General features: G+C 68.3%; 26 protein-coding genes. 22 read left to right on the plus strand and 4 right to left on the minus strand.

Annotated features, from left to right (window positions below; translation table 11 throughout):
* Positions 1–51: 51 nt before the first annotated feature.
* From lysA to rho, 5 genes are all read left to right on the plus strand, one after another.
* Complete coding sequence (gene lysA / locus ACTWQN_RS31985) at positions 52–1,470, plus strand: diaminopimelate decarboxylase (RefSeq protein ID WP_443207357.1); 1,419 nt, start codon at positions 52–54, stop codon at positions 1,468–1,470.
* Positions 1,471–2,775, plus strand: a complete 1,305-nt coding sequence (locus ACTWQN_RS31990) for a homoserine dehydrogenase (protein ID WP_443207358.1) — start codon at positions 1,471–1,473, stop codon at positions 2,773–2,775.
* A gap of 20 nt (positions 2,776–2,795) precedes the next feature.
* Positions 2,796–3,860: a threonine synthase gene (thrC, locus tag ACTWQN_RS31995; RefSeq protein ID WP_443207396.1), complete on the plus strand. Its 1,065-nt coding sequence runs from the start codon at positions 2,796–2,798 to the stop codon at positions 3,858–3,860.
* A complete protein-coding gene (thrB, locus tag ACTWQN_RS32000; protein WP_443207359.1) occupies positions 3,857–4,771 on the plus strand; it encodes a homoserine kinase in 915 nt (304 codons plus the stop codon). The genes thrC and thrB overlap by 4 nt, the downstream gene beginning before the upstream one ends.
* A 773-nt stretch (positions 4,772–5,544) precedes the next feature.
* Positions 5,545–7,410, plus strand: coding sequence for a transcription termination factor Rho (gene rho / locus ACTWQN_RS32005; RefSeq protein ID WP_443207360.1), 1,866 nt, complete (start codon positions 5,545–5,547; stop codon positions 7,408–7,410).
* Positions 7,411–7,553: 143 nt separating this feature from the next.
* Here the strand turns inward: rho and ACTWQN_RS32010 are convergent, their stop codons facing one another.
* A complete protein-coding gene (locus ACTWQN_RS32010; RefSeq protein WP_443207361.1) occupies positions 7,554–7,868 on the minus strand; it encodes a hypothetical protein in 315 nt (104 codons plus the stop codon).
* Between the two features lie 337 nt (positions 7,869–8,205).
* On the opposite strand from ACTWQN_RS32010, the gene rpmE reads away from it, so the two are divergent.
* From rpmE to prmC, 3 genes are all read left to right on the plus strand, one after another.
* The gene (rpmE, locus tag ACTWQN_RS32015) at positions 8,206–8,427 is read left to right on the plus strand and encodes a 50S ribosomal protein L31 (RefSeq protein WP_242180630.1); all 222 of its coding nucleotides are present in this window, start codon (positions 8,206–8,208) and stop codon (positions 8,425–8,427) included.
* Between the two features lie 96 nt (positions 8,428–8,523).
* A complete protein-coding gene (gene prfA, locus ACTWQN_RS32020; protein WP_443207362.1) occupies positions 8,524–9,591 on the plus strand; it encodes a peptide chain release factor 1 in 1,068 nt (355 codons plus the stop codon).
* 182 nt (positions 9,592–9,773) lie between these two features.
* Positions 9,774–10,655 carry a peptide chain release factor N(5)-glutamine methyltransferase gene (prmC, locus tag ACTWQN_RS32025; RefSeq protein WP_443207363.1) on the plus strand — a complete coding sequence of 294 codons (882 nt, stop codon included), beginning with the start codon at positions 9,774–9,776 and terminating at the stop codon, positions 10,653–10,655.
* Positions 10,656–10,876: 221 nt separating this feature from the next.
* Here prmC and ACTWQN_RS32030 read toward each other — a convergent pair whose 3' ends face one another.
* Positions 10,877–11,527 (minus strand): alpha/beta fold hydrolase, encoded by a 651-nt coding sequence (locus tag ACTWQN_RS32030; protein WP_443207364.1) that lies wholly within the window; start codon positions 11,525–11,527, stop codon positions 10,877–10,879.
* 413 nt (positions 11,528–11,940) lie between these two features.
* On the opposite strand from ACTWQN_RS32030, the gene ACTWQN_RS32035 reads away from it, so the two are divergent.
* The 12 genes from ACTWQN_RS32035 to ACTWQN_RS32090 all read left to right on the plus strand — a co-directional run bounded on the left by ACTWQN_RS32035 (position 11,941) and on the right by ACTWQN_RS32090 (position 22,366).
* Positions 11,941–12,591: an L-threonylcarbamoyladenylate synthase gene (locus ACTWQN_RS32035; protein ID WP_443207365.1), complete on the plus strand. Its 651-nt coding sequence runs from the start codon at positions 11,941–11,943 to the stop codon at positions 12,589–12,591.
* 145 nt (positions 12,592–12,736) lie between these two features.
* On the plus strand, positions 12,737–13,906 hold the full coding sequence (locus tag ACTWQN_RS32040; RefSeq protein WP_443207366.1) for a glycosyltransferase family 4 protein: 1,170 nt from the start codon (positions 12,737–12,739) through the stop codon (positions 13,904–13,906).
* Complete coding sequence (locus ACTWQN_RS32045; protein WP_443207367.1) at positions 13,906–14,385, plus strand: Cg1360 family ATP-synthase-associated protein; 480 nt, start codon at positions 13,906–13,908, stop codon at positions 14,383–14,385. The genes ACTWQN_RS32040 and ACTWQN_RS32045 overlap by 1 nt, the downstream gene beginning before the upstream one ends.
* Positions 14,386–14,660: 275 nt before the next feature.
* A complete protein-coding gene (atpB, locus tag ACTWQN_RS32050; protein ID WP_443207368.1) occupies positions 14,661–15,440 on the plus strand; it encodes a F0F1 ATP synthase subunit A in 780 nt (259 codons plus the stop codon).
* Positions 15,441–15,499: 59 nt separating this feature from the next.
* Positions 15,500–15,763 (plus strand): ATP synthase subunit C-like protein, encoded by a 264-nt coding sequence (locus tag ACTWQN_RS32055; protein WP_443207369.1) that lies wholly within the window; start codon positions 15,500–15,502, stop codon positions 15,761–15,763.
* Between the two features lie 31 nt (positions 15,764–15,794).
* The gene (locus tag ACTWQN_RS32060; protein ID WP_443207370.1) at positions 15,795–16,358 is read left to right on the plus strand and encodes a F0F1 ATP synthase subunit B; all 564 of its coding nucleotides are present in this window, start codon (positions 15,795–15,797) and stop codon (positions 16,356–16,358) included.
* A gap of 21 nt (positions 16,359–16,379) precedes the next feature.
* Positions 16,380–17,210 carry a F0F1 ATP synthase subunit delta gene (locus tag ACTWQN_RS32065; protein ID WP_443207371.1) on the plus strand — a complete coding sequence of 277 codons (831 nt, stop codon included), beginning with the start codon at positions 16,380–16,382 and terminating at the stop codon, positions 17,208–17,210.
* 69 nt (positions 17,211–17,279) lie between these two features.
* Positions 17,280–18,929: a F0F1 ATP synthase subunit alpha gene (gene atpA, locus ACTWQN_RS32070; RefSeq protein ID WP_443207372.1), complete on the plus strand. Its 1,650-nt coding sequence runs from the start codon at positions 17,280–17,282 to the stop codon at positions 18,927–18,929.
* 10 nt (positions 18,930–18,939) lie between these two features.
* Complete coding sequence (locus tag ACTWQN_RS32075) at positions 18,940–19,866, plus strand: F0F1 ATP synthase subunit gamma (protein ID WP_443207373.1); 927 nt, start codon at positions 18,940–18,942, stop codon at positions 19,864–19,866.
* Position 19,867: 1 nt separating this feature from the next.
* A complete protein-coding gene (gene atpD, locus ACTWQN_RS32080; RefSeq protein WP_443207374.1) occupies positions 19,868–21,301 on the plus strand; it encodes a F0F1 ATP synthase subunit beta in 1,434 nt (477 codons plus the stop codon).
* Between the two features lie 249 nt (positions 21,302–21,550).
* Complete coding sequence (locus tag ACTWQN_RS32085; protein WP_443207375.1) at positions 21,551–21,916, plus strand: F0F1 ATP synthase subunit epsilon; 366 nt, start codon at positions 21,551–21,553, stop codon at positions 21,914–21,916.
* Positions 21,917–21,928: 12 nt separating this feature from the next.
* Positions 21,929–22,366: a DUF2550 domain-containing protein gene (locus tag ACTWQN_RS32090; protein WP_443207376.1), complete on the plus strand. Its 438-nt coding sequence runs from the start codon at positions 21,929–21,931 to the stop codon at positions 22,364–22,366.
* Positions 22,367–22,461: 95 nt separating this feature from the next.
* On the opposite strand, the gene ACTWQN_RS32095 is transcribed toward ACTWQN_RS32090, so the two are convergent.
* Positions 22,462–23,367 carry a LysR family transcriptional regulator gene (locus ACTWQN_RS32095; protein ID WP_443207377.1) on the minus strand — a complete coding sequence of 302 codons (906 nt, stop codon included), beginning with the start codon at positions 23,365–23,367 and terminating at the stop codon, positions 22,462–22,464.
* A gap of 70 nt (positions 23,368–23,437) precedes the next feature.
* On the opposite strand from ACTWQN_RS32095, the gene ACTWQN_RS32100 reads away from it, so the two are divergent.
* Positions 23,438–23,914 (plus strand): GNAT family N-acetyltransferase, encoded by a 477-nt coding sequence (locus ACTWQN_RS32100; RefSeq protein WP_443207378.1) that lies wholly within the window; start codon positions 23,438–23,440, stop codon positions 23,912–23,914.
* Between the two features lie 29 nt (positions 23,915–23,943).
* Positions 23,944–24,414: a GNAT family N-acetyltransferase gene (locus tag ACTWQN_RS32105; protein ID WP_443207379.1), complete on the plus strand. Its 471-nt coding sequence runs from the start codon at positions 23,944–23,946 to the stop codon at positions 24,412–24,414.
* On the opposite strand, the gene ACTWQN_RS32110 is transcribed toward ACTWQN_RS32105, so the two are convergent.
* Positions 24,411–24,983, minus strand: coding sequence for a cob(I)yrinic acid a,c-diamide adenosyltransferase (locus tag ACTWQN_RS32110; protein WP_443207380.1), 573 nt, complete (start codon positions 24,981–24,983; stop codon positions 24,411–24,413). The genes ACTWQN_RS32105 and ACTWQN_RS32110 overlap by 4 nt on opposite strands.
* Positions 24,984–25,029: the final 46 nt, after the last annotated feature.

The raw sequence follows: 25,029 nt of genomic DNA on the forward strand, positions 1-25,029 counted from the left end.
ATGAACGTACCAATGGCCTGTCCAGCGGCAGGCTGCGCGAAGGAGCTGTAGATGCGCGCCCATCCCGCCGGGCCGCGGCACGCGGACGTCGTGCCGCCCGGCAACACCGCAGGACCCGTTCCGGTCGGAACCGAAGAGCTCGACCTGCTGCACCCGCAGGTGTGGCCGCGCACCTGCGAGCGCGGTGCGGACGGTGTCGTCCGGTTCGCCGGGATCGATGTCCGCGAACTCGTAGAACGCTTCGGCACACCGCTGTTCGTGCTCGACGAAGACGACTTCCGGTCGCGCTGCCGCGACTACGCGGAAGCCTTCGGTGACCCGGCAGCGGTGCACTACGCGTCGAAGGCGTTCCTGTGCACCGAAGTCGCGAAGTGGGTCGCCGAAGAAGGCCTGAGCCTGGACGTCTGCAGCGGCGGTGAACTGGCCGTAGCGCTGCGCGCCGGATTCCCCGCGGAGCGGATCACATTCCACGGCAACAACAAGTCCGTCGCCGAACTGACCGCCGCGGTGCGGGCCGGGGTCGGCTCCGTGGTGCTGGACTCGTTCCACGAGATCACCCGGCTGGACCACATCGCCACCGAGCTCGGTGCCCGGCAGCACGTGCTGGTGCGCGTCACCGTCGGTGTGGAGGCGCACACCCACGAATTCATCGCGACCGCGCACGAGGACCAGAAGTTCGGTTTCTCGCTGGCGGGCGGGCAGGCCGCCGAGGCGGTGCACCGGGTGCTCAAGGCCGACTCGCTGGTGCTGGCCGGTTTGCACAGCCACATCGGCTCGCAGATCTTCGACGTGGACGGCTTCGAGCTAGCCGCGCACCGGGTGGTGCGGCTGCTGGCCGAGCTGCGCGCGGAGCACGGCGCCGACGCGCTGGCCAGCGCGTCCACTGTGGATCTCGGTGGTGGCCTGGGCATCGCCTACACCGCCGAGGACGACCCGCTGCCCCCGGACCAGTTGGCGATCCGGCTGCACGAGATCGTCGGCAAGGAAGCCGAAAACGCGGGGATCCCGGTACCCAAGATCGCCGTCGAGCCGGGCCGCGCGATCGTCGGACCGGGCATGGTGACCGTGTACGAGGTCGGCACCACCAAGGACGTCGCGCTCGGCGCCGATGTGCAGCGCAAGTACGTCAGCGTGGACGGCGGCATGAGCGACAACATCCGCACCTCGCTCTACGACGCCGTCTACGACGCCCGACTGGTCTCCCGAGGCGCCGAGGCGCCCGCCGCGCTGTCCCGCATCGTGGGCAAGCACTGTGAATCCGGTGACGTAGTGGTGCGCGATTGCTGGCTCCCAGAGGACATTGCTCCAGGAGACCTGCTCGCGGTGGCCGCCACCGGTGCGTACTGCTACGTGATGGCCAGCAACTACAACCGCCTGCCCAAGCCGCCCGTGGTGGCGGTTCACGCTGGTCAGGCGCGGTTGCTGCTGCGCAGGGAAACCGAGGACGACCTGCTCCGGCTGGAGGTGTGAGTGATCCAGGACCGTGAACCGATCAGGGTCGCACTGTTGGGGTGCGGAACCGTTGGCACCGAGGTGCTGCGCCTGTTGCAGGACCAACCGGAGGAATTCGCCGCGCGAACCGGCGCGCCGATGCTGGTGACCGGGGTGGCGGTGCGCCGCCCGCACAAGCATCCCGAAGTGCCCCAGCACCTGCTCACCACCGACGCCCAAGCGCTGGTGGACGGCGATATCGACGTCATCGTGGAGCTGATCGGCGGCATCGAACCGGCCCGCTCGCTGCTGCTCAGCGCGCTGAGGTCCGGCAAGTCGGTGGTGACGGCCAACAAGGCGCTGCTGGCCGAACACGGCTCCGAGCTGTACGCGGCGGCCGACGCCGCGGGCGCCGACATCTACTTCGAGGCGGCGGTGGCCGGGGCGATCCCGCTGCTGCGGCCGCTGCGCGAGTCGCTGGCCGGCGACCGGATCAACCGGGTCATCGGCATCGTCAACGGCACCACGAACTACATCCTGTCCGCGATGGACACCACCGGCGCCGGATACTCCGAAACGCTGGACGAGGCCGGTCGGCTCGGCTACGCGGAGGCGGACCCGACCGCCGACGTCGACGGCTTCGACGCCGCCGCGAAAGCCGCGATCCTGGCGTCGCTGGCCTTCCACACCCGGGTCACCGCCAGCGACGTGCACCGCGAGGGCATCTCGGCGGTCACCCCCGGCGACATCGCCGCCGCACGCACCCTGGATCGCACGGTGAAGCTGCTGGCGATCTGCGAACGGGTGGTCGACGAGGACGGCACCGAATCGGTGTCGGCCCGCGTGCACCCGGCGATGATCCCGCGCAGCCACCCGCTGGCCGGGGTCGGCGATGCGTTCAACGCGGTGTTCGTGGAGGCCGAGGCCGCCGGTCAGCTGATGTTCTACGGGCAGGGCGCGGGGGGTGCGCCGACCGCCAGCGCGGTGCTCGGCGACCTGGTCGCGGTGGCTCGTAACCTGGTGGTGGCGGGCAAAGGGCCCCGGGAATCGGCGCACGCGCAACTGCCGATGCGCCCGATGGGCAAGACCCCGACCCGCTACCACATCAGCCTCGACGTGGCCGACAAACCGGGTGTGCTCTCGCAGGTCGCGGCCACCTTCAACGAGCACGATGTGAGCATTTCGGTGGTGCGGCAGCAGGGGCGGGGCGCGGAGGCGAGCCTGGTGGTGGTCACCCACACCGCTCCCGACGCGGCATTGAGGTCCACAGTGGACAAGATCGCGCAGCTTCCGGTGGTGCGCGAGGTGGTCAGCGTGATGCGCGTGGAAGGTGAACCGTCGTGACGAACATCCAGGGTGTGCCGGTGCGATCCGGTGCCGGATGGCCCGGGCTGATCGAGGCCTACCGGGATCGGGTGCCGGTCCCGGACGGGGCGCGCATCGTGACCCTGCAAGAAGGCAACACCCCGCTGGTGCCAGCGCACCACCTCACCGAGCTCACCGGCAGCACCGTCTACCTGAAGGTGGAGGGCGCCAACCCCACGGGTTCCTTCAAGGACCGCGGCATGACCGTGGCCATCACGCACGCGTTGGCCGACGGCAGCAAAGCCGTCATCTGCGCGTCCACCGGCAACACCTCCGCCTCGGCCGCCGCCTACGCCGCCCGCGCCGGACTCACCTCGGCGGTGCTGGTACCGCAGGGCAAGATCGCGATGGGCAAGCTCGCCCAGGCCGTGGTGCACGGCGCGAAGATCCTGCAGGTGCAGGGCAACTTCGACGACTGCCTGGAACTGGCCCGCAAAACCGCCGCCGAACATCCGGTGACGCTGGTCAACTCGGTCAACCCGGTTCGGCTGGACGGTCAGAAAACCGCCTCGTTCGAGATCTGCGACGTGCTCGGCCGGGCGCCCGACGTGCACTGCCTGCCGGTCGGCAACGCCGGCAACATCACCGCGTACTGGAAGGGCTACACCGAATACGCCCGCGATGGCGTCGTCGACACGACACCGCGGATGTTCGGCTTCCAGGCCGCCGGTGCCGCGCCGCTGGTGCACGGCCAGCCGGTCGCGCAACCGGAGACCATCGCGACCGCGATCCGAGTCGGCAGCCCGGCGTCCTGGACCGGCGCGGTGCGCGCCAAGGACGAATCCGGGGGCCTGTTCGCCGCCGTGACCGACGAGGACATCCTCGCCGCCTACCGGCTGCTCGCGGCCCGGGAAGGCGTTTTCGTCGAACCCGCCTCGGCGTCCAGCGTCGCCGGACTGCTGGCCACCGCCGCGGACGGTCGGCTGCCGATCGGCTCGGTCGTGGTGTGCACGGTGACCGGGCACGGCTTGAAGGACCCGGACACCGCGCTGTCCGGCATGGTCGAGGTCGAGCCGCTGCCGGTGGACCCCGGTGCGGTGGCAACCGCACTGGAACTCACGTGACCGGGCTGTCCCATTCGGCCGTCCGGGTGACAGTGCCCGCATCCACCGCGAACCTCGGCTCCGGATTTGACACCCTCGCGATGGCGTTGTCCTTGTACGACACCGTTTCCGCGCAGGTCGTCGACGGCACCGCGGGTTCGGCGAAGGTGGTGGTCGAAGGCCAAGGCGCCGATGCGGTGCCCACCGACGAGCGTCACCTGGTGGTGCGCGTCATCCACAAAGCCTTGGCCGAACTGGGTTTTCCGGCCCCGGCGCTGCGGTTGCACTGCCAGAACGCGATTCCGCACGCCCGCGGGCTGGGCTCCTCGGCGGCGGCCATCGTCGCCGGGGTCGCCGCCGGTTTCGAGCTCGCCGGATTCGACTTGCGGGACAAGGAAAACGCCGACCGCGCGCTGCAGTTGGCCGCGGTCTGGGAAGGGCACGCGGACAACGCGGCGGCGAGCCTGCTCGGCGGATTCGTCGTCGCCTGGCAGGAATCCGGCCGATTCCACGCGGTCCGGATGCAGCCGCACCCGGACCTGGCGCCGATCGTCCTTGTCCCCCAAGCGGAGTCGTCGACGCACACCACCCGCGGCCTGCTCCCAGAACAGGTCCCGCACGCCGACGCCGCGTTCGCGGCCAGCCGCGCCGCCCTGGCGGTGCACGCCGTGACCAGCGATCCGTCGCTGCTGCTGGCCGCCACCGACGACCGACTGCACCAGGACTACCGCGAGTCGGCCTGGCCGGAGACCATCCGGCTGATCCGCCGCTTGCGCGCGGTCGGCATCCCCGCGGCCGTGTCCGGTGCGGGCCCGACGGTACTGGCGTTTCCGCCGGATGGCGTGCTTCCCGCAGACATCGCGCCGAACGGTTTCGACGTACTTGGCCTACCGGTCGACCGGACCGGTGTGCAGGTCGCGCCGCAGGCCTGACCGGCCGTCTACCGGGACGAAAAGCCCTGTTCACGGCCCCGGAACCGACGCCTTGCGGTGGGGTGGTACAAAGGAGGTGTCGTAGGCTGCGGATAGTGGCACCCACTGGATGTAGTCGACGGCACGACCGAAGAAGGGCGTGCCACACGCCCAGGGGGTTGTTGCACCCGAACTATGGGGCGTCTACCCTCAAGGTCAATCAGTCACCGCGCTCAGTGCGTCGGTGCCGTGTCCGGGACATCGTTTTCCGGGGCGCATCTCCCGCCGTGAATGAACTCCACCCGACACGGGTGGAGATCGACCTAGGCGGGTTCGGCATCGCGGTGACCGAGGCAGGAGTTGTCAACTCAATTGAGTTCGCTTCGGGACGATTCGGTGGTACACATCGTTGCCGATGTCGGGGTGGGGGCCTTAAGTTCCACAGGTGTGGCCCCCGAGGTGACCATGACGCCGCCCGATGGCCCGGAGCTACCCGGTTCACCACCGGGGCAAGAGTTGAGTTGGCGATCCCTGGAATGAGGCGGCAGCAGGGCGTGCATCGGCACGTGTGGATCGGAGTGGATGCGTCGCACATGGACCACGCGAGCCGGGTACCTCCCACCGCCCGGTGCTGCTGGTTCCCCGAGCCATCGCCGATGTCGGCCGCGCCGCGTGCGTGGAGCAAATCCGACCGGCAAAAGGGCTGGTAGCACACACAGGCCGCCCGCACTCCAGAGCGGGCGGGCAATCCGCTGGGCCGCGTAGGAGGCGCGGTCCGGTCAGGAAGGACATTCGTGAGCAACACCGAACTGTTGAGCAGCGAGGCGACCAACGCCTCTTCGGCTGGCCAGCAGGAATCCGAGGCCAACGGCACTCCGCGGCGACGCGGTGGACTCTCCGGCATGGTTCTTGCCGAACTGCGCCAACTCGCGGGGGAACTGGGGATCGAAACTGGTGGTCTGCGCAAGGGCGACCTGATCGCCGCCATCAAGGAGAAGCAGGGTGGCACCACGGCGCCGCGGTCCCGCGCGCCCAAGAAGAGCCCGGTCCGCGTCGACGAAACCGCGGTCGCCAAGGCCCACCAGCCAGCGCTTGACGAGGCCGAGTCCGGCACCGCCACGCGGGAAGCACCGGCCGAGCCCAGCACCAACGGGACCACGCCCGGCCGCAGCCGCTCCCGTCGGCCGCAGGCCGCGGAGGCCGCCGGTGAGGACGACACCCGCCGCGGTACCCGTCGGCGCCGCTCGTCCGGGCGCACCAACGCGGCCACCGAGTCAGGTGGCGCCGAGGAGCAGCGCGGCACCGAGCGCAGGTCGGACAACCGCCAAGACCGGGACCGGGACAACCGCCAAGACCGGGACAACCGCCAGGATCGCGACAACCGCCAGGACCGGGACCGGGACAACCGCCAGGACGATGACGACGAGGGTGGTCGTCGGGGTCGTGGCCGCCGGTTCCGCGACCGCCGCCGCAACCGCGGCGGCCGCGGCGAAGGCGGCGAGCCGGAGGTCCGCGAGGACGACGTCCTGCTGCCGGTGGCCGGGATCCTGGACGTGCTGGAGAACTACGCCTTCGTGCGCACCTCCGGCTACCTGGCCGGCCCGAACGACGTTTACGTGTCGCTGTCGCTGGTCCGCAAGTACGGGCTGCGTCGCGGAGACGCCATCAAGGGCGTCATCCGGCAGCCGCGCGAGGGCGAGCAGCAGCGGCAGAAGTTCAACCCGCTCGTGCGGGTGGACTCCATCAACGGCCTGGACCCGGACGCGGCCAAGAACCGCCCCGAGTTCCACAAGCTGACCCCGCTCTACCCGAACGAGCGGCTGCGCCTGGAGACCGAACCGCACAACCTGACCGGCCGGATCATCGACCTGGTGATGCCCGTCGGCAAGGGGCAGCGCGCGCTGATCGTCTCGCCGCCCAAGGCCGGTAAGACGATGGTGCTGCAGGCGATCGCCAACGCGATCACCACCAACAACCCCGAGTGCCACCTGATGGTCGTCCTCGCCGACGAGCGGCCGGAAGAGGTCACCGACATGCAGCGCTCGGTGAAGGGTGAGGTCATCGCCTCCACCTTCGACCGGCCGCCGTCGGACCACACCACGGTCGCCGAACTGTCCATCGAGCGGGCCAAGCGGCTCGTCGAGATGGGCCACGACGTGGTCGTCCTGCTCGACTCGATCACCCGACTGGGGCGTGCCTACAACCTGGCGGCCCCGGCATCCGGGCGAATCCTGTCCGGTGGTGTGGACTCCACCGCCCTGTACCCGCCGAAGCGGTTCCTGGGCGCGGCCCGCAACATCGAAAACGGAGGCTCGCTGACGATCTTCGCCACCGCGTTGGTGGAGACCGGATCCACCATGGACACGGTCATCTTCGAGGAGTTCAAGGGCACCGGTAACGCGGAGCTCAAGCTGGACCGCAAGCTCGCCGACAAGCGGCTGTTCCCCGCGGTCGACGTGGACTCCTCCAGCACGCGCAAGGACGAGATCTTGCTCTCGCCGGACGAGCTGGCCGTCACCCACAAGCTGCGCCGGGTGCTCGCCGCGCTCGACGCGCAGCAGGCACTGGAACTCCTGCAGGACCGGCTGCGCAAGACGCGCACCAACATCGAGTTCCTGATGCAGGTCGCCAAGACCACCCCGGGCAAGGACGACGACTGACCCCAGTCCAGTCCGACCCCGCCCGCAGGGCCCGCACCGACACCGGTGCGGGCCCTGCGGCGTTGTCGGGCCGTTGACCAGAGCATGGGAACCTTCCTGTCACGAAAATGACAGGAAGGTTCCCATGCTCGCACCACCGAGGCTCAGGTTTCGGCGCAGTCGGGTGTGTCTCGATCTTGATAGGCGCGGGTCAGCAGCACGGCCAGCAGTGCGACGGCGACCGGGCCGACGGTGAGTGCGGCGAAGACCGGTAGCTGCACCCCGTCCATCGCGAGCGCGCAGGCCACCATCAGCAGCGGGTAGGTGAACCGAAGGCCGCGACGCTGCCATCGGAAGCTCCAACGCACGTGGCTCGCGCTGAGCAAGGTCAACCCGGCGGCGAAACCGAACAGCAGCGGCGCCGACAGACTCAGGTTCTGATCGAGAGTCGCCCCCCGCGCAAGCAGCAGATCAAGCAAGGCCGCGACTCCAGCGGCGCTGCCCAAAAACAGCAGCGGAAGGGACACCCACGACCCAACCGTGAGCCTTCCCAACACCGAACACAGCAGCACCCGTCGAGGATGAACGGCCGACCTGGCCGCACGCACCCTCGGCCCCACCCGGCTCGGCGGACGGTCCCTGCGATGCGTTAGGCGGTTGGGCAGGCGCGCCGAACGGTTGGCAGGAATACCGGAGATACCCCCTGCGTTGCAGGTCACGAGCCTTGGTCTGGCAGAATACGAGGCTGATCCGGCACCGGTTCACCGCGCGGCAGCGGCCACGTGGACCCGGCGGCCAAGAAGAGAGGACAAGCCGTTGAAGAGTGGCATCCACCCCGAGTACGTGGTGACCCAGGTGAACTGCGGTTGCGGCAACAGCTTCACCACCCGTAGCACCCGTACCACCGGCCAGATCACCGTCGAGGTCTGCTCGAACTGCCACCCGTTCTACACGGGCAAGCAGAAGATCCTGGACACCGGCGGCCGCGTGGCCCGCTTCGAGGCCCGCTACGGCAAGCGCCAGAAGACGCAGAAGTAGCTGCGCCGACGGCGCCCGTCCCGCGAGCTGAGCGGGGCGGGCGCCGTCGTCTGCGTTTGGTGCCCGAACGTCCGCAGCAGATGAAGGTGATCGCCAGTGGAGACATCGAAGCTCGAAGGGCTGCTCACCGAGTACGCGGAGCTGGAAAAGCGGCTGGCCGATCCCGGCGTGCACGCCGACCAGGTGAACGCCCGCAAGCTCGGCCGCCGCTACGCCGAGCTCACGCCGATCGTGCGCACCGCACGGGAACTCGATCGGACCCGTTCCGATCTGGACACCGCCCGCGAGTTCGCCGCCGAGGACGCGACCTTCGGTGCGGAAGCCGATCGCCTCGCCGAATCGATTCCAAGGCTGGAGGAGAAGCTCACCGAGCTGCTGCTGCCGCGTGACCCGCACGACGGTTCCGACGTGGTGCTGGAGGTCAAATCCGGCGAGGGCGGCGAGGAGTCCGCGCTGTTCGCCGGTGACCTGCTGCGCATGTACCTGCGGTTCGCCGAGCGCCAGGGCTGGCGGGCCGAGGTGCTGGACGCGACCGAATCCGATCTCGGCGGCTACAAGGACGCCACCGTCGCGATCAAGGCCAGAAGCAGCGACACCAGCCCCGACGGGGTGTGGTCGAGGCTGAAGTTCGAAGGCGGCGTGCACCGGGTGCAGCGCGTGCCGGTCACCGAGTCGCAAGGCCGGGTGCACACCTCGGCCGCCGGGGTGCTGATCTATCCCGAACCGGAGGAGGTCGAGGTCGAGGTCGACGAGAAGGACCTGCGCATCGACGTCTACCGGTCCTCCGGGCCGGGTGGGCAGAGCGTGAACACCACCGACTCGGCGGTTCGGATCACCCACCTGCCGACCGGCATCGTGGTGTCCTGCCAGAACGAGAAGTCGCAGCTGCAGAACAAGCAGCGGGCCATCCAGGTGCTCAAGGCCCGGTTGCAGGCCCTCGCGGAAGAAGAAGCCGAGCGGGAGGCATCGCAGGCCCGGCGCAGCCAAGTGCGCACAGTGGACCGCTCCGAGCGGATTCGGACGTACAACTTCCCGGAGAACCGCATCTCCGATCACCGCGTGAACTACAAGGCCTACAACCTCGACCAAGTCCTCGACGGCGACTTGGATGCGGTGCTCGCCGCAGTGCTCGCCGCGGACCGACAAGAACGACTGTCGCTCTGAACCGGATCGCCCAGCAAGATCGGGTATTCGGCTGGGGGTTTCACCTGATCAACGTCTCTGCCTGGGCAAACGTTCATCCGGATGGGTGCGATCGAGCATTGGGCCGCCCCGATCGGCTGGCGTCGGTCAAGCGCAGCCGAGGACGTGGAGGCTGGTGCCCGCGTGTTTTCTAAGCTGGCGACGTGACCCGACAGCCCCTGCGCCTGGCCATTCTCGACGCGGAACGCATGCTTTCCGCGGCAGGCGTGGCAAGCCCGCGCACCGATGCCGAGCTGCTGGCCGCGCACCTGCTCGGGGTCGAACGCACCAAGTTGATGATGGTGCCCCTAGTCGACCCCCCGGTGGTGCAGGCATTGCACGACCTGGTGCACCAACGGGCCGCGCGGGTGCCGCTGCAGCACCTGACCGGAAACGCATCGCTGGGAGCCGTGACGCTCAACGTCGGGCCAGGCGTGTTCGTGCCGCGCCCGGAGACCGAGCTGCTGTTCGCTTGGGGACTGGCGGCGCTGGAGGGAGTCGACCGGCCGACCGTGGTCGACCTCTGCACCGGTTCCGGCGCGCTCGCGCTCGCGATGGCCAATGCCCGACCGGACGCCGTCGTGCACGCAGTCGAGAAAGATCCCGCCGCCCTGGCCTGGGCCCGCCGCAACGCCGACCAGCAGGCACAGGCCGGAGACACCCCGATCCGCCTCTACGCCGGGGACGTCACCGATCCGATGCTGTTCATGGAGTTGGAAGGCCTCGCCGACCTGGTGCTGTGCAACCCGCCGTACGTCCCGGAAGGCACCCCGGTGCCGCCGGAGGTCCGCAACCACGACCCGCACGAAGCCGTGTTCGCCGGGCGCGACGGCCTCGACGTGATCCGCCACGTGATCGGATGCGCGGCTCGACTGCTGCGCCCCGGCGGAGGTGTGGCCATCGAGCACGACGACACCCACGGCGGTTCGGTGCCTGCCCTCTTGTCCGCCCGCCGCGTCCTCAGCGACGTCCAGGAGCACACCGATTTGGCGGGCCGCCCCCGCTTCGCCACCGCCCGCCGCACCCAGACCGAGCCGAGCGCCTGACGCACCTCCCGCGAACGAAAGCACGGGAACCTCCCTGCCGAAAATGACAGGAAGGTTCCCATGCACACGCCTCGCGGAGCCCCGGGTGACAGGAAGGTTCCCATGCTCGCGGCGGCGCTACGGCTGGTGCGCGTGTGACAGGAAGGTTCCCTTGCTCGCATGGCCGTGCCGCTGGTGACAGGAAGGTTCCCTTGCTCTGGTCACCGGGCCGGGGTGGGTGGTCAGTTGTGGGCGTTGACGAATTCGCGTAGTAGGGCGTTGAACTCGTTGGGTTTTTCGCGGTTGGGCCAGTGGCCGGTTTCCGGGATCACGCGCAGCGTTGAGCCGGGGATCGCTCCGGCGGCGTCCCGGGCGGCCGTGACCGGCACTATGGCGTCCTGTTCGCCGTGGATCACCATGACCGGGCATTGGATTCGGCCCAGGTGCGGTAGGTGGTTGACGCGCATCGCCCGTCGGGCGATGGCGTCGGCGTGCCAGTCGGCGAACACCGAGCCCCGTGCCGCGGCCTCGGCGCTGACCTCGTCGACAATGGACTCCAGGTCCGGCACGGCTTGCCCGCTGGTGAAGAACACCCGGTTGACGACCTGGCGCACCAGGGATCGGTTCAGCCGCAGCAGCTTCGCCACCAGCGCCCCGGCGAACCGCCTTCGCAGCAGCAGGTAGGTCAGCAGGTGGTGGGGCAGCCTGTGCTGGATACCGGTGCTGTCCACAAGCACCAGTCCGCGTACCCGCTGCGGGTTGCGCAGCGTGAAACCGGCCGCGATGCTGCCGCCCATCGACAAGCCGACCAAGGTCGCCTCCGGCACCCGCCAGGCGTCCAGCAGCCAGCGCAGCACCTCCTCGAAGGTGCGCTGGTCGGCGCGGCCCTCCACGGCATGCTGCCGCCCTGGCCGGGAAGATCCGGCGCGAACACCCGGTGATCGGCGGAGAGCACGCCGATGGCGTGCCGCCAGCTCAGCAGGGCGTTGTCCGGACCTCCGCCGTGCAGCAGGACGATCGCCGGGCCGGTGGTGCCCGCCCGGTAGAAGCGGATCTTGCCAGCTGGGAACTCGATCTGGTCGGCCTCGACACCCGGGGGTGGGGCGGTCATGCGCTCTCCTCGTACTCGCTTGGTGTGGTATCCGCGTCCGGCAGACGTCCGAGCACCGCCGATGTTGCCCGGACCCCGAACACACCCAACGGATCTTGGTCGAGTGCCCCGGTGTTACTGGTGACGAATATTCCCTGATGGTGATCTGCTACACCACTCGAACGGGCTTCGCGGGGGCGTGCCAGGATTCGGGGTGTGAGCACCGTCTATGACTGCACTCGTCCGGACAGCCGCGAATCAGGTCTGGCCGCCGCGGCCAACGCGGTTCGCGCGGGTGGGCTCGTCGTGCTGCCCACCGACACGGTTTACGGCATCGGCGCCGATGCTTTCGACGCAGGCGCGGTCGCCGCCTTGCTGGCCGCCAAGGGCCGCGGCCCGGACATGCCGGTGCCGGTGCTGGTCGGGTCCTGGTCCACTGTGGATGGACTGGTGATGTCGGTCCCGCAGCAGGCGCGCGCGCTGATCGAAGCGTTCTGGCCCGGCGGGCTGTCGCTGGTCCTGCCGCAGGCCCCGTCGCTGTCCTGGGACCTCGGCGACACGCGGGGCACGGTGAACCTGCGGATGCCGCTGCACCTGGTTGCCCTGGACCTGCTGCGCGAGGTCGGGCCGATGGCTGTGTCCAGCGCGAACCGCACCGGTCAGCCGCCGGCCGCCAGCGCCGCGCAAGCCCGCGAGCAACTCGGCGACTCGGTGCACGTCTACCTCGACGGCGGCCCGTCCGGTGAACCGGTGGCCTCCACGATCGTCGACCTCACCCAGGGCACGCCGAGGGTGCTGCGGGAGGGCGCGGTGACCCTGGCCGAGCTGTCCGAGGTGCTCGGCGTTGAGCTCGAAGCGGACCGGTGAAAGCGGCATCGGCGCGTGCCGATAGCGTTAGCGATCGGATCCGCAACGTGGACAGCGATGAGGAGCGCCGGGCTTGAACAATCCGCTCTGGGGGCTGGACTTCGAATTCCCGCGGGCCGCGGCCCGGCGCGGGTGAGCCACCGGTATGGACAACGCACCTTGGGCACCGGCCGGGCTTCCCGCCCGTGAGTACCTGCTCGTCCTGCTCACCGCCGCCGCGGTGACCTTCCTGCTCACCGGCCTGGTCCGGCTGCTGGCGATCCGGGTAGGAGCGGTCGCCTACCCGCGCGTGCGCGACGTGCACGTCACGCCGATGCCGCGGATGGGCGGGATCGCGATGTACGGCGGTGTGCTGGTGGCGATGTTCGTGGCCGCCAACCTGCCGGTGCTGTCCCGCAGCTTCGACTACTCCAACGACACCGTGGCGGCGATCGTCGCCGGCGGACTGATCGTGCTGGTCGGTGCGTTGGACGACCGCTTCGAGCTGGATTCGCTGACGAAACTGGCCGGGCAGGTCACCGCCGCCGGGATCCTGGTGCTCTCCGGTGTCCAGTGGTACATGTTCTGGGCGCCGTGGGGGGGCACCGAGGGCCACACCGGGCAGCTGATGTTGTTGGGCAGCAACCAGGGGCAGCTGCTGACCGTGCTGCTGACGGTCGCGATGATCAACGCGATGAACTTCGTGGACGGCCTGGACGGCCTGGCCTCCGGAATCGGACTGGTCTCGGCCACCGCCACCTTCGTGTTCTGCCTGAGCGTGCTCAACCGCCAGAACGGCGACGTCACCGCATACCCACCGGCGCTGATCGCCGCCACGATCGCCGGGGCATGCCTGGGTTTCCTGCCGCACAACTTCCAGCCGGCGAAGATCTTCATGGGCGATTCCGGTTCGATGCTGATCGGTCTGATGCTGGCCACCGCCACTACGTCCGCGTCGGGCCGGATGGACTACAGCAGCGCCCCGAGCGCGACCGACACCATCGCGCTGCTGTCTCCGCTGCTGGTGGTGGCGGCGGTGCTGTTCGTGCCGCTGCTCGACCTCGTGCTGGCCGTGGTGCGTCGCACCACGGCGGGCAAGAGCCCGTTCCACGCCGACAAGATGCACCTGCACCACCGGTTGCTGGAGATCGGGCATTCGCAGCGCCGCGCGGTGCTGCTGATCTACTTGTGGGCAGCTGTCATCGCCTTCGGAGCGGTGTCGTTGACCCTGTTCAACGCGGTTGTGGTGGCCTGGGTGGTCGGCCTCGGGGTGCTGCTGGCGGCTATCATCTCGGTGATTCCGCGGATGAGAGCCCGAGCCGATCGAGAGTCCTGATGAGCGACGAAGCCACCCCGAAGACCACCGCAGACGGCCCCGGCGAGGACGCCGAGCCGGTGAATCCGCACGCCGAAATCGTGCGCAACCTGGCGTCGGCGATGCTGCGCACCGCCGTGTGGCCGGGGGTTGCGACGGTGGTCATCGGCGCGATCGTGGCCACCGTCCTGGTGGGGGTTTCCGGCCTGGTCGGTGCGCTGATCGGCGGTGTCGTGGCGTTCGCGTCGTCGCTGCTGACGATCTGGTTGATGCGGACCACCGGTGGCCTCAACCCGCAATTCGTGATGGTCGCCGCGCTCGGCGGCTACGTCGGCAAGATGATCGTGTTGCTGGTGGTGATGACGTTGCTCGGCGGGATCGATGCGATCCACCGGGAGTCGCTGGCGTTCACCATGCTGGCCACCGTGATGGTGTGGGCGGGTGCCGAGGTGGTCGCCTTCAAACGAGCCAAGATTCCTACGATCGTGCCGGGGAGCTGAACCGTTTCGGTGGTGTTTCGACGCCTGTCGACCACTGGGCCAGACGGGTGGTAGCGGACCAGCATGTCGGGTGACTACTTACCCGCTGGTATCGTGCCGCGGCAGAAGCCTTCCCTGCACAGCGCGGGTCCGAGGACTCGATAGAGGTCTCGTGGTCCCACTCGGGCGGGGAGGGCCCCTACGCGTGCCAGATCACGTATCAGGTACGTTAAGTGCTAAACGTGACGATTCCCCCGGTTGAGTGAAGTTAACCGGGAGAACCGGAAGGAGCCCAGTTGGGCGCGCTGATGCTGGCCGAGGGCGGAATGTTCCAACCGCCGGGTGCCGATAGCTTTGTCCTACCGCCGATCTTCGGCGGAGTCACCAAGCCGATGGTCCTCGTCGTGCTGTCGGCGATCGTCGTGGGCGCCTACTTCGTGATCGCCACCCGGAATCTGAAGCTGGTTCCGGGCAAGGGGCAGTTCGTGGCGGAGTTCGTCTACGAGTTCAGTCGCAACAAGATCGCGCGGGAGCAGATCGGGGCCAAGGACTTCCGCCCGTTCGTGCCGCTGATCTTCGCGTTGTTCACCTTCATCCTGGTGAACAACATCTTCGGCATCATCCCGATCATCCAGTTCCCCACGATGTCGCGGATCGGTTTCCCGATCGCGCTGGCCGCCGTGGTGTACGTGGTGTTCCACGGGGTGGGTTTCGCTCGACACGGTTTCCTGGGCTACTTCAAGCACGTCATGTTCCCACCCGGGGTGCCCAAGCCCATCTACATCCTGCTTGCCCCGATCGAATTCTTGCAGAAGTTCATCGCGCAACCCGCCGCGCTCGCGGTCCGGGTCTTCGCCGCGATGTTCGCTGGGCACCTCATCCTGCTGGTGTTCACCTTGGGCGGGGAGTACCTGCTCCTTGAGGCGAGTGCGGCGTTCAAACCGATTTCGATCGTCTCGATCGCCTTCGCCATTGCCTTGACGTTCGTCGAAGCCTTGATCCAGGTGCTGCAGGCCTACATCTTCGCGCTGCTGACCGCCAACTTCATCGGTGCGGCGCTGGCCGAAGGCCACTGAGAGAAAGACCAAGACCTCCGATCCGCCTCAAGAAGCGGACCGAGTGAAAGGTAGTGAAAGTGAGCAACATCGTTCTTGCGCAGGCTGCTGAGACCGCGTTCAACCTAAACCCGGGTCTGGCCGCGATCGGATACGGCCTGGGCGCGATCGGCCCCGGCATCGGCGTCGGTCTGATCTGGGCCGCTGTCATCAACGGCACCGCCCGCCAGCCAGAAGCCCAGGGGCAGCTGCAGGGCATCGCCTGGATCTCCTTCGTGCTGGTCGAGGTGCTGGCGCTGATCGGTCTGGTCGTCTACTTCATCGCCTCCGCTGGTGGTGCCTGATAACGGCCTTAACGCGGAGGGAGACGTTGTGGTGAAGACGCAGATGCTGCTGGCGGCGGAAGGCGAGCACAACCCGATCGTTCCGGAACCCTCGGAGATCGTGGTCGGCCTGATCGCGTTCCTGCTGCTGCTGTTCGTGCTCTGGAAGTACGCGGTCCCGCGCTTCGAGAAGATCTTCGCGGAGCGCAGCGAGCGGATCGAAGGCGGTATCGCCAAGGCCGAGGCCGCGCAGGCCGAGGCCCAGCGAACCCTGGAGCAGTACAAGTCGCAGCTGGCCGAGGCCCGCGCGGAAGCGGCTCGGATCCGCGATGACGCCCGCGCCGAAGGCCAGCAGATCCTGGAAGAGATGCGCACTCAGGCGCAGACCGAGTCCGAGCGGATCGTCAGCCAGGGCCAGTCCCAGCTGGCGCACCAGCGGGCCCAGATCGTCGCCGAACTGCGGCTGGAGCTCGGCCGCCACGCGGTCGACCTGGCCAGCCGGGTGGTCGGCGAGTCCCTGGAGGACGAGGCACGTCGGCGGGGCACCGTCGACCGGTTCCTCGACGAGCTGGAAGCCACTGCGGCCCCGGCGTCGTCCGAATCGGCCACGACGTAACCGAGTGAAAGGCGCTGAGAGTTGAGCACCCTCGTGAACGCCGCGAGCCGTGAAGCGCTGGCAGCCACCGAGCTGCAGTTGCTGCAGGCCACCGATGGGGCCCAGGCCGCGGAGATCACCGGGCTCGCCGACGAGCTGTTCGGCGTGGCCGCCCTGCTGGGCCGCGAGTCCACGCTGCGGCGGGCGCTCGCCGACGCCTCCACCGACCCGCGGTCCAGGGAGAACCTGGCCCGCGGGCTGTTGGCGGACAGGCTCGGCGCGCGGGCGCTGCCGGTCGTGGTCGAGGCCGTTGTGGCCCGCTGGTCCAGTCCGAAGGACCTGGTCGCCGGGCTGGAGCGACTGGCCCGCATCGCGTTGCTGGTGCAGGCTGAGCGGGCCGGTCGACTCGACGCAGTCGAGGACGAGCTGTTCCGGTTGGGGCGCATCATCGGCTCCCAGGTGGACCTGGAGCGGCTGCTGTCGGACCCGACCGGCGACGAGGCGGGCAAGCACGCCGTCGTCGACCAGCTCATCGAAGCCAAGGTCGAGCCGGTCACCCTGAACCTGGTCCGCCAGCTGGTGGCCCGGCCGTCTGGTCAGCGGGTCAGCGAGGGGCTGGAAGAGCTGGCCGAGCTGTCGGCGAAGCGCCGCGAACGCTCGGTGGCGCACGTCCGCTCTGCGATCTCGCTAAGCGAGGAGCAGCAGCAGCGGCTGTCGCGCACCCTGCAGCGGATCTACTCGCGGCCGATCGCCCTGCACCTGGAGATCGATCCCGGTGTCGAGGGTGGGCTGCTGATCCGGGTTGGCGACGAGGTCATCGACGGCAGCATCACGGGACGCCTGCAGTCCCTTCGACGCGATCTCGCCGACTAGCCGAAGGCACGGCAGAACGCGCCGAACACCAACTCCCTTCCAAGAACGAACCGAGGGCAGGAACGAGACATGGCGGAGCTGACGATCTCGTCGGACGAGATCCGCAGTGCGATCGAGAAGTATGTTTCCAGCTACTCCCCGGAGGTCAGCCGCGAAGAGGTCGGGGTCGTCACCGATACCGGTGACGGCATCGCCCATGTCGAGGGTCTGCCTTCGGTCATGACCGAGGAACTGCTGGAGTTCCCCGGCGGCATCTACGGTGTCGCGATGAACCTGGAGGCTCAGGAGATCGGTGCGGTCATCCTGGGTCAATCCGAGAAGATCGAAGAAGGCCAGGAGGTAAAGCGGACCGGCCGCGTCATGTCGGTGCCGGTCGGCGACAACTTCCTCGGCCGCGTGATCAACCCGCTGGGCGAGCCGATCGACGGTCTCGGCGACATCGTCGCCGAACAGCAGCGCGCACTGGAACTGCAGGCCGCCACGGTCGTGCAGCGCCAAGGCGTGAGCGAACCGCTGCAGACCGGGATCAAGGCCGTCGACTCGATGACCCCGATCGGGCGCGGCCAGCGGCAGCTGATCATCGGCGACCGCAAGACCGGCAAGACCACCGTCGCGGTCGACACGATCATCAACCAGAAGAGCAACTGGGACAGCGGCGACCCGGAAAAGCAGGTCCGCTGCATCTACGTGGCGATCGGCCAGAAGGGCTCCACGATCGCCGGGGTGAAGCGGTCCCTGGAGCAGGCCGGAGCGATGGAGTTCACCACCATCGTCGCCGCGCCCGCATCCGACGCGCCGGGTCTGAAGTGGCTGGCCCCGTACGCCGGTTCGGCCATCGGCCAGCACTGGATGTACCAGGGCAAGCACGTCCTGATCGTCTTCGACGACCTGACCAAGCAGGCCGAAGCCTACCGGGCCATCTCGCTGCTGCTGCGTCGCCCGCCGGGCCGCGAGGCCTACCCGGGTGACGTCTTCTACCTGCACTCCCGCCTGCTGGAGCGCTGCGCGAAGCTCTCCGACGAGATGGGCGCCGGTTCGATGACGGGGCTGCCGATCATCGAAACCAAGGCCAACGACGTGTCGGCCTACATCCCGACCAACGTCATCTCCATCACCGACGGGCAGTGCTTCCTGCAGTCCGACCTGTTCAACTCCGGGCAGCGCCCGGCCATCGACGTCGGCATCTCGGTGTCCCGCGTCGGTGGTGCCGCGCAGATCAAGGCGATCCGCAAGGTCACCGGTTCGCTGAAGATCGACCTGGCCCAGTTCCGGGAGCTGGAGGCGTTCTCCGCGTTCGCCTCCGACCTGGATGCCGCGTCGAAGGCGCAGCTGGAGCGCGGTGCCCGGCTGATGGAGGTCCTCAAGCAGGGGCAGGGCGAGCCGCTGCCGGTCGAGGAAGAGGTCGTCTCGCTGTTCCTCGGCACCCAGGGTCACCTCGACTCGGTGCCGGTCAGCGACGTGCGGCGCTTCGAATCGGAGTTCCTGGCGCACCTGCGGCGCACCCACGAATCGGTGCTCAAGGACATCGTCGAGACCAAGCAGCTCTCCGACGACGGCGTCAAGTTCATCGTGGAATCGGTGGAGGACTTCAAGAAGCAGTTCACCACCGCCGACGGTTCCGCGGTCGCCGCGAGCGAGCAGCCGGAGGCCGAGGCGCTGGCGGCCGACGAGTTGGGCCAGGAGACCGTGAAGGTCAACCGACCCGCCCCGAAGAAGTGACCGGATAGCCATGGCACAACTTCGGGAACTGCGAAACCGCATCCGGTCGGTCAAATCGACCCGGAAGATCACCAAGGCGCAGGAGCTGATCGCTACCTCGCGCATCATGAAGGCGCAGGCCAGGGTCGAGGCGTCCCGTCCGTACGCGACCGAGATCACCAACGTCCTGACCGCGCTGGCCGATGTGAGCACGCTGGACCACCCGCTGCTGACCGAGCGCACCAACCCGAAGCGGGCTGGTGTGCTGGTCGTGACCAGTGACCGCGGCTTCGCCGGGGCCTACAACGCCAACGTGCTGCGGGCGGCCGACGAACTGCAAGCGCTGCTGCGCGAGCAGGGCAAGACGCCGGTGCTGTACGTCATCGGCCGCAAAGGCGAGGCGTACTACCGCTTCCGGCAGCGCCCGGTCGCGGCGAGCTGGACCGGTTTCACCGACCGGCCCGACTACGCCGACGCCGCCGAGGTGGGCGAGACCCTGGTCAAGGCGTTCCTGGCGGGCGCCGACGACTACCTCGACGACGGAGGTGCGGACGGTACTCTGGGTGTGGATGAGCTGCACCTGGTGCACACCGAGTTCGTCTCCATGCTCACCCAGAAGCCGACGGTCAGGCGGATCGCGCCGCTAGAGGTCGAGTACACCGAAGAACCGGTGAAGGCCTTGCGGTCGACGTACGAGTTCGAACCGGACGCGGAGGTCCTGCTGCGGGCCCTGCTTCCGAAGTACATCAAGACCCGCCTGTTCGCCGGCCTGCTGGATGCGGCGGCGTCCGAGCACGCGGCCCGCCGGACGGCGATGAAATCGGCGACGGACAACGCGGACGAATTGATCCGCAACCTCAGCCGTGAGGCCAACCAGGCTCGCCAGGCCCAGATCACCCAAGAAATCAGCGAGATCGTCGGTGGTGTCGAGGCGCTCTCGTCAGCAGGAAGTGAGTGACATGACCGCTACTGCCACTAGCACTGCTACGGGCACTGGCCGCGTCGTCCGGGTCCTCGGCCCGGTCGTGGACGTCGAGTTTCCGCGAGACCAGGTGCCAGACCTCTTCAACGCGCTCTCCGCGGAAATCACCGCCGAGGGCATGGCCAAGACGCTGACGCTGGAAGTAGCCCAGCACCTGGGCGACAGCGTCGTGCGGACGATCTCGATGCAGCCCACCCAGGGTCTGGTGCGCGGTGTCGCCGTGACCGACTCGGGGGCTGGTATTTCGGTGCCGGTCGGCGACGCGGTCAAGGGCCACGTGTTCAACGCCCTCGGGTACTGCCTCGACGAGCCGGGCTACGCCTCGGACGCCGAGCGCTGGTCCATCCACCGCAAGGCACCGGCCTTCGACAAGCTCGAAGGCAAGACCGAGATGCTGGAGACCGGCATCAAGGTGATCGACCTGCTCACCCCGTACGTGCAGGGTGGCAAGATCGGTCTGTTCGGTGGTGCCGGGGTCGGCAAGACGGTGCTCATCCAGGAGATGATCCGCCGGGTCGCCAAGAACTTCGGTGGTACCTCGGTGTTCGCCGGTGTCGGGGAACGCACCCGTGAAGGCAACGACCTCTGGGTGGAGATGGCGGAGTCCGGCGTGCTCGCCGACACCGCGCTGGTCTTCGGCCAGATGGACGAGCCGCCGGGTACCCGTATGCGGGTCGCGCTGTCCGCGCTGACGATGGCGGAGTACTTCCGGGACGTGCAGAACCAGGACGTGCTGCTGTTCATCGACAACATCTTCCGGTTCACCCAGGCCGGCCAGGAGGTGTCGACCCTGCTGGGCCGGATGCCTTCCGCGGTGGGTTACCAGCCGACGCTGGCCGACGAGATGGGTGAGCTGCAGGAGCGGATCACCTCGACGCAGGGCCGTTCGATCACCTCGATGCAGGCGATCTACGTGCCCGCGGACGACTACACCGACCCTGCCCCGGCGACGACCTTCGCCCACCTGGACGCGACGACCGAGCTCTCCCGGCCGATCTCGCAGAAGGGCATCTACCCGGCGGTGGACCCGCTGTCGTCCAGCTCCTCCATCCTCGACCCGGCCACCGTCGGCGAGGAGCACTACCGGGTGGCGCAGGAGGTCAAGCGGATCCTGCAGAAGTACAAGGAACTGCAGGACATCATCGCCATCCTCGGCATGGACGAACTGTCCGAAGAGGACAAGGTGACGGTGCAGCGGGCGCGGCGCATCGAGCGCTACCTGTCGCAGAACTTCTTCGTCGCCAAGCAGTTCACCGGCCAGGAAGGCTCCTTCGTGCCGTTGAAGGAGACCATCGAGGCGTTCGACAAGCTCTGCAAGGGCGACTTCGACCACTACCCGGAGCAGGCGTTCCTGTCCATCGGTGGTCTCGACGACCTGGAGCAGGCGTACAAGAAGCTCACCGAGAAGTGAGCGGCGGACCCCGCTGAAGGGGTCGGTGCGATATCGGCACGGGGTCGGGGTCCGACGGGCCCCGACCCCGTTGCCGATGAAGCGCGGCAGGCTCGTCCGGTGCAGGTGCTCCGGCGCGAGTTGCGAGCCTGCGGTGACGCGAGCGTGGCGGAAGCCGTTTTGAGAAGACCGGTGCCCAGCCCGGCCAGTCACGATCGCCCTGGTGGCATTGGCTAGACTGCTGGCACACACCCGACAAAGGAGACGCGCGTGGCCAACATGTCCGTCCAGCTGGTCGCCGTCGAGCGCCGCCTGTGGTCCGGGGAGGCGACCGCCGTGGTCGCGCAAACCACCGAGGGAGAGATCGGCATCCTGCCGGGGCACGAGCCGCTGCTCGGCGAGCTGATCGAGGGTGGCGTAGTGCGGATCACCACCACTGAGAAGGAGACCGTCACCGCGGCGGTGCACGGTGGGTTCCTGTCAGTCACCTCCGACGGGGTGAGCGTGCTCGCCGAGACCGCGGAGCTCGCCGACGAGATCGACGTCGCGCAGGCCCGCGAGGACGTCAAGAGCGCTGATGATCAGGCCCGAGCACGAGCGCTGAGCCGATTGCGAGCAGCTGGCCACTCGGCCTGATCCGGGCCTCGCATGGGTTCCCCGGTCGTATTGTTCGTGGTGGCGTTCGGGCTGCTGCTGGTCGCGGCCCTGGTCGTCGGGGCGCTCGCGTGGCGGCGGCTGCGGGAACTGCGCGTCGGGGGCATCGATGTGGCGTTGCGCGCCAGCAAGGACGGCAGCGGTCGCGGCTGGCACCTGGGTGTAGCGCACTACCGGGGTGAGGAGTTCGCCTGGTACCGCGTGCTGAGCCTGCGGTCCGGGCCGAACTGGGTGATCAACCGGCGGGATGTGGAGATCGCGCAACGCCGCGAGCCGTCGGTTGCCGAAGCCTATGCCATGCCCACCGGGTCGACGGTCCTCGACCTGACCGGCCCGGAACTCGAACTCGCGATGGGCCGCGACGCGTTGACCGGCTTCCTGTCCTGGCTCGAATCCGCTCCACCAGGTCGATCGGTGCCCTGGGCATCCTGACGACCAGCGGGGTCCACAGCGGACCCCGCTTTTTTTGTGCCCGTGACAGCAAGGGAACCTTCCTGTCATTTTCGTGACAGGAAGGTTCCCATGCTTCACCTCCGTCGGCCCAGTTCGGCGCAGATGTCCTGGAGCAGTTGGTTGAAGACGTCGGTCAGCGGCGCATGCCGGGTGCTGATCGGCACTGCGGCGTGGATGCGGCGGTGCAGTCCGGATGCCAGCGGCCGGTGCAGCGTTCCGGGCGGGTTGGTGAGGGCGAGGCGTGGGATGAACGACACCGCCACCCCGGCCGAAACCACGGTCTCGGCGACGGCGTAGGACTCGAACTCGAAGGTCACGTTCGGGGTGAACCCCTCGGCGCGGGCGGCGGATTCCAGTTGGCGCCGGTTCGGCAGATCGCGCGGGGCGCATGCCCACGCATCGCCCTGGAAGTCGCGCAGCCGCAGCGCAACCTTTTCGGCCAGCAGGTGATCATTGGGTAGTACGGCGTGGATCGGGTCGTCGAGGAGGTGGACGAGCCGCACCCCCGGTGGCACGTCGAGTGGTTCGTCGTATTCGCCGACCAGTGCCAAGTCGAGCTGATGTGCGGCGACTCGGCCGATGCCCTCGTCGGGGCCGAGGTCGACGACGGACAGTTCGGCCGCCGGGTGCCGGTGTCGCAGCGCGGCCAACGTTTCCGGGAGCAGGGCGAGCCCAGCGGTGGGGAAGGCGCCGAGGCGCAACCGGTTGCGGTGCTCGTCGCGAAACCGCGCGGCGTCATCGGTCGCGTCGTTCAGCGCTGCGGCGATGCGCTCGGCTCGTTCGGCCAGGCGGGCGCCCAGCGGTGTCAGGCGGACACCGTGGGCGTGCCGTTCGACGAGTTGGGCGCCGACCTCGTTCTCCAGCCGAGCCAGTTGTTGGGACACGGCCGGGGGAGTTCGCCCCAACCGCTCGGCGGCGCGGGTGACGCTGCCCTGTTCGCGGAGGGCCAGCAGGATGAGCAGACGCGACGGATCGAGCATGAAGTTCCACTTTACGCGCTCTAAGGCTTTGTAACTGGAAGTGAATCAGTGGGCGGATGAGACTGGAAGCGTGACGAAGCAAGTCAGTTTCACCATCGAAGCCGAGCCGATCGACAGCCCCGACGCCCAGTACGCCCTGGGGGAGTACATCGCGGAGCTCGGTCGCCGGTTCCCAACTGGATTCGACGTCAGTCGCGCCGCTCCACCCGCCAAGGACGACTTCGTCCCGCCTGCCGGGGTGTTCCTGGTGGTGCGGGTGGACGGGCGGGTGTTGGGCTGCGGCGCGCTGCGTACCGAGCCAGGCGGCGTCGGCGAGATCCGCCGCATGTGGATCGCGCCCGAACTGCGGGGCAGGGGCGCGGGTAAGGCACTGCTCGCGGCGCTGGAAGACCAAGCACGACAGCACGGTTGCCACCTGGTGCGCTTGGACACCGCCGCCGAACTCCACGAGGCCCGCGCCCTCTACGAATCGTCCGGCTACCAGGAAGTTCCTGCCTACAACGACAACCAATACGCCAGGCACTGGTTCGAAAAAACCATGCGTTGATCGGACTAGCGCAGTCGTAGGGTGCGCGAATGCGCATCGAAACGGTCGGCTACGACCACCCGGACGCCATGAAGTTGATCGACGCCCTGCAACAGGAGTACGTCGTCCGCTACGGAGAGGAAGACGTAACGGTGGTGGATCCCACCGAGTTCCAGCCGCCCAACGGCCTGTTCCTGGTGGGCTACCTCGACGACTGCGCGGTCGCCTCCGGCGGGTGGCGGATCCACGACGGCGACGAAGCCGGGTTCCAAGACGGCGACGCGGAGTTCAAGCGGATGTACATCGTTCCCGAAGCGCGCGGCAAGGGATTGGCTCGGCGGCTGCTCGCGGAGTTGGAGACCACCGCGGTGCTGGCCGGTCGCAAGCGCTTGGTGCTGGAGACCGGGATGCGCCAACCGGAGGCGATCGGCCTCTACACGTCGTCTGGATACACCGAGATCGAGAAGTTCGGTGCGTATCGCAACGACCCGCTGAGCAGGTGCTTCGCCAAAGAGCTCTAGGCGTTGCCGCCGGGCTTCCAGAGGACGTCGCCATCCGGATTCGCCACGCGGGCGAGGATGAAGAGCAGATCCGACAGCCGGTTCAGATACTTGGCGGGTAGCGGTGACGTGCGCTGGTCATCGGCTTCCTGCAACGCCCACGCCGACCGCTCGGCGCGTCGAGCCACACACCGGGCCTGGTGCAGCAGCGCGCCACCAGGGGTACCGCCGGGAAGGATGAACGAGTCCAGTTTGCCCAGCCGCGAATTGAACTCGTCGCACCAGCTTTCGAGGCGGTCGATGTAGGCCTGGGTCACCCGCAGCGGCGGGTACTTCGGGTTCTCGACCACCGGTGTGGACAGGTCCGCGCCCACGTCGAACAGGTCGTTCTGCACCGCCCGCAGCACCCCGATCACATCGTCGTCCAGCCGCGCGGTGGCCAACGCGACGCCCAGCACCGAGTTCGTTTCGTCCACATCGGCGTAAGCGACCAGCCGCGGGTCGGTTTTGTGCACTCGGGAGTTGTCCGCCAGGCGAGTGGTGCCCGAATCACCAGCCCGCGTGTAGATCTTCGTGAGGTGGACTGCCATGCCGCCAGCGTAGGCGGCCACGCCGGTGTGGCGGCCAGCCGTGACA

The organism is Saccharopolyspora antiqui (assembly GCF_052246905.1).
In the GTDB taxonomy this organism is placed as follows: domain Bacteria; phylum Actinomycetota; class Actinomycetes; order Mycobacteriales; family Pseudonocardiaceae; genus Saccharopolyspora.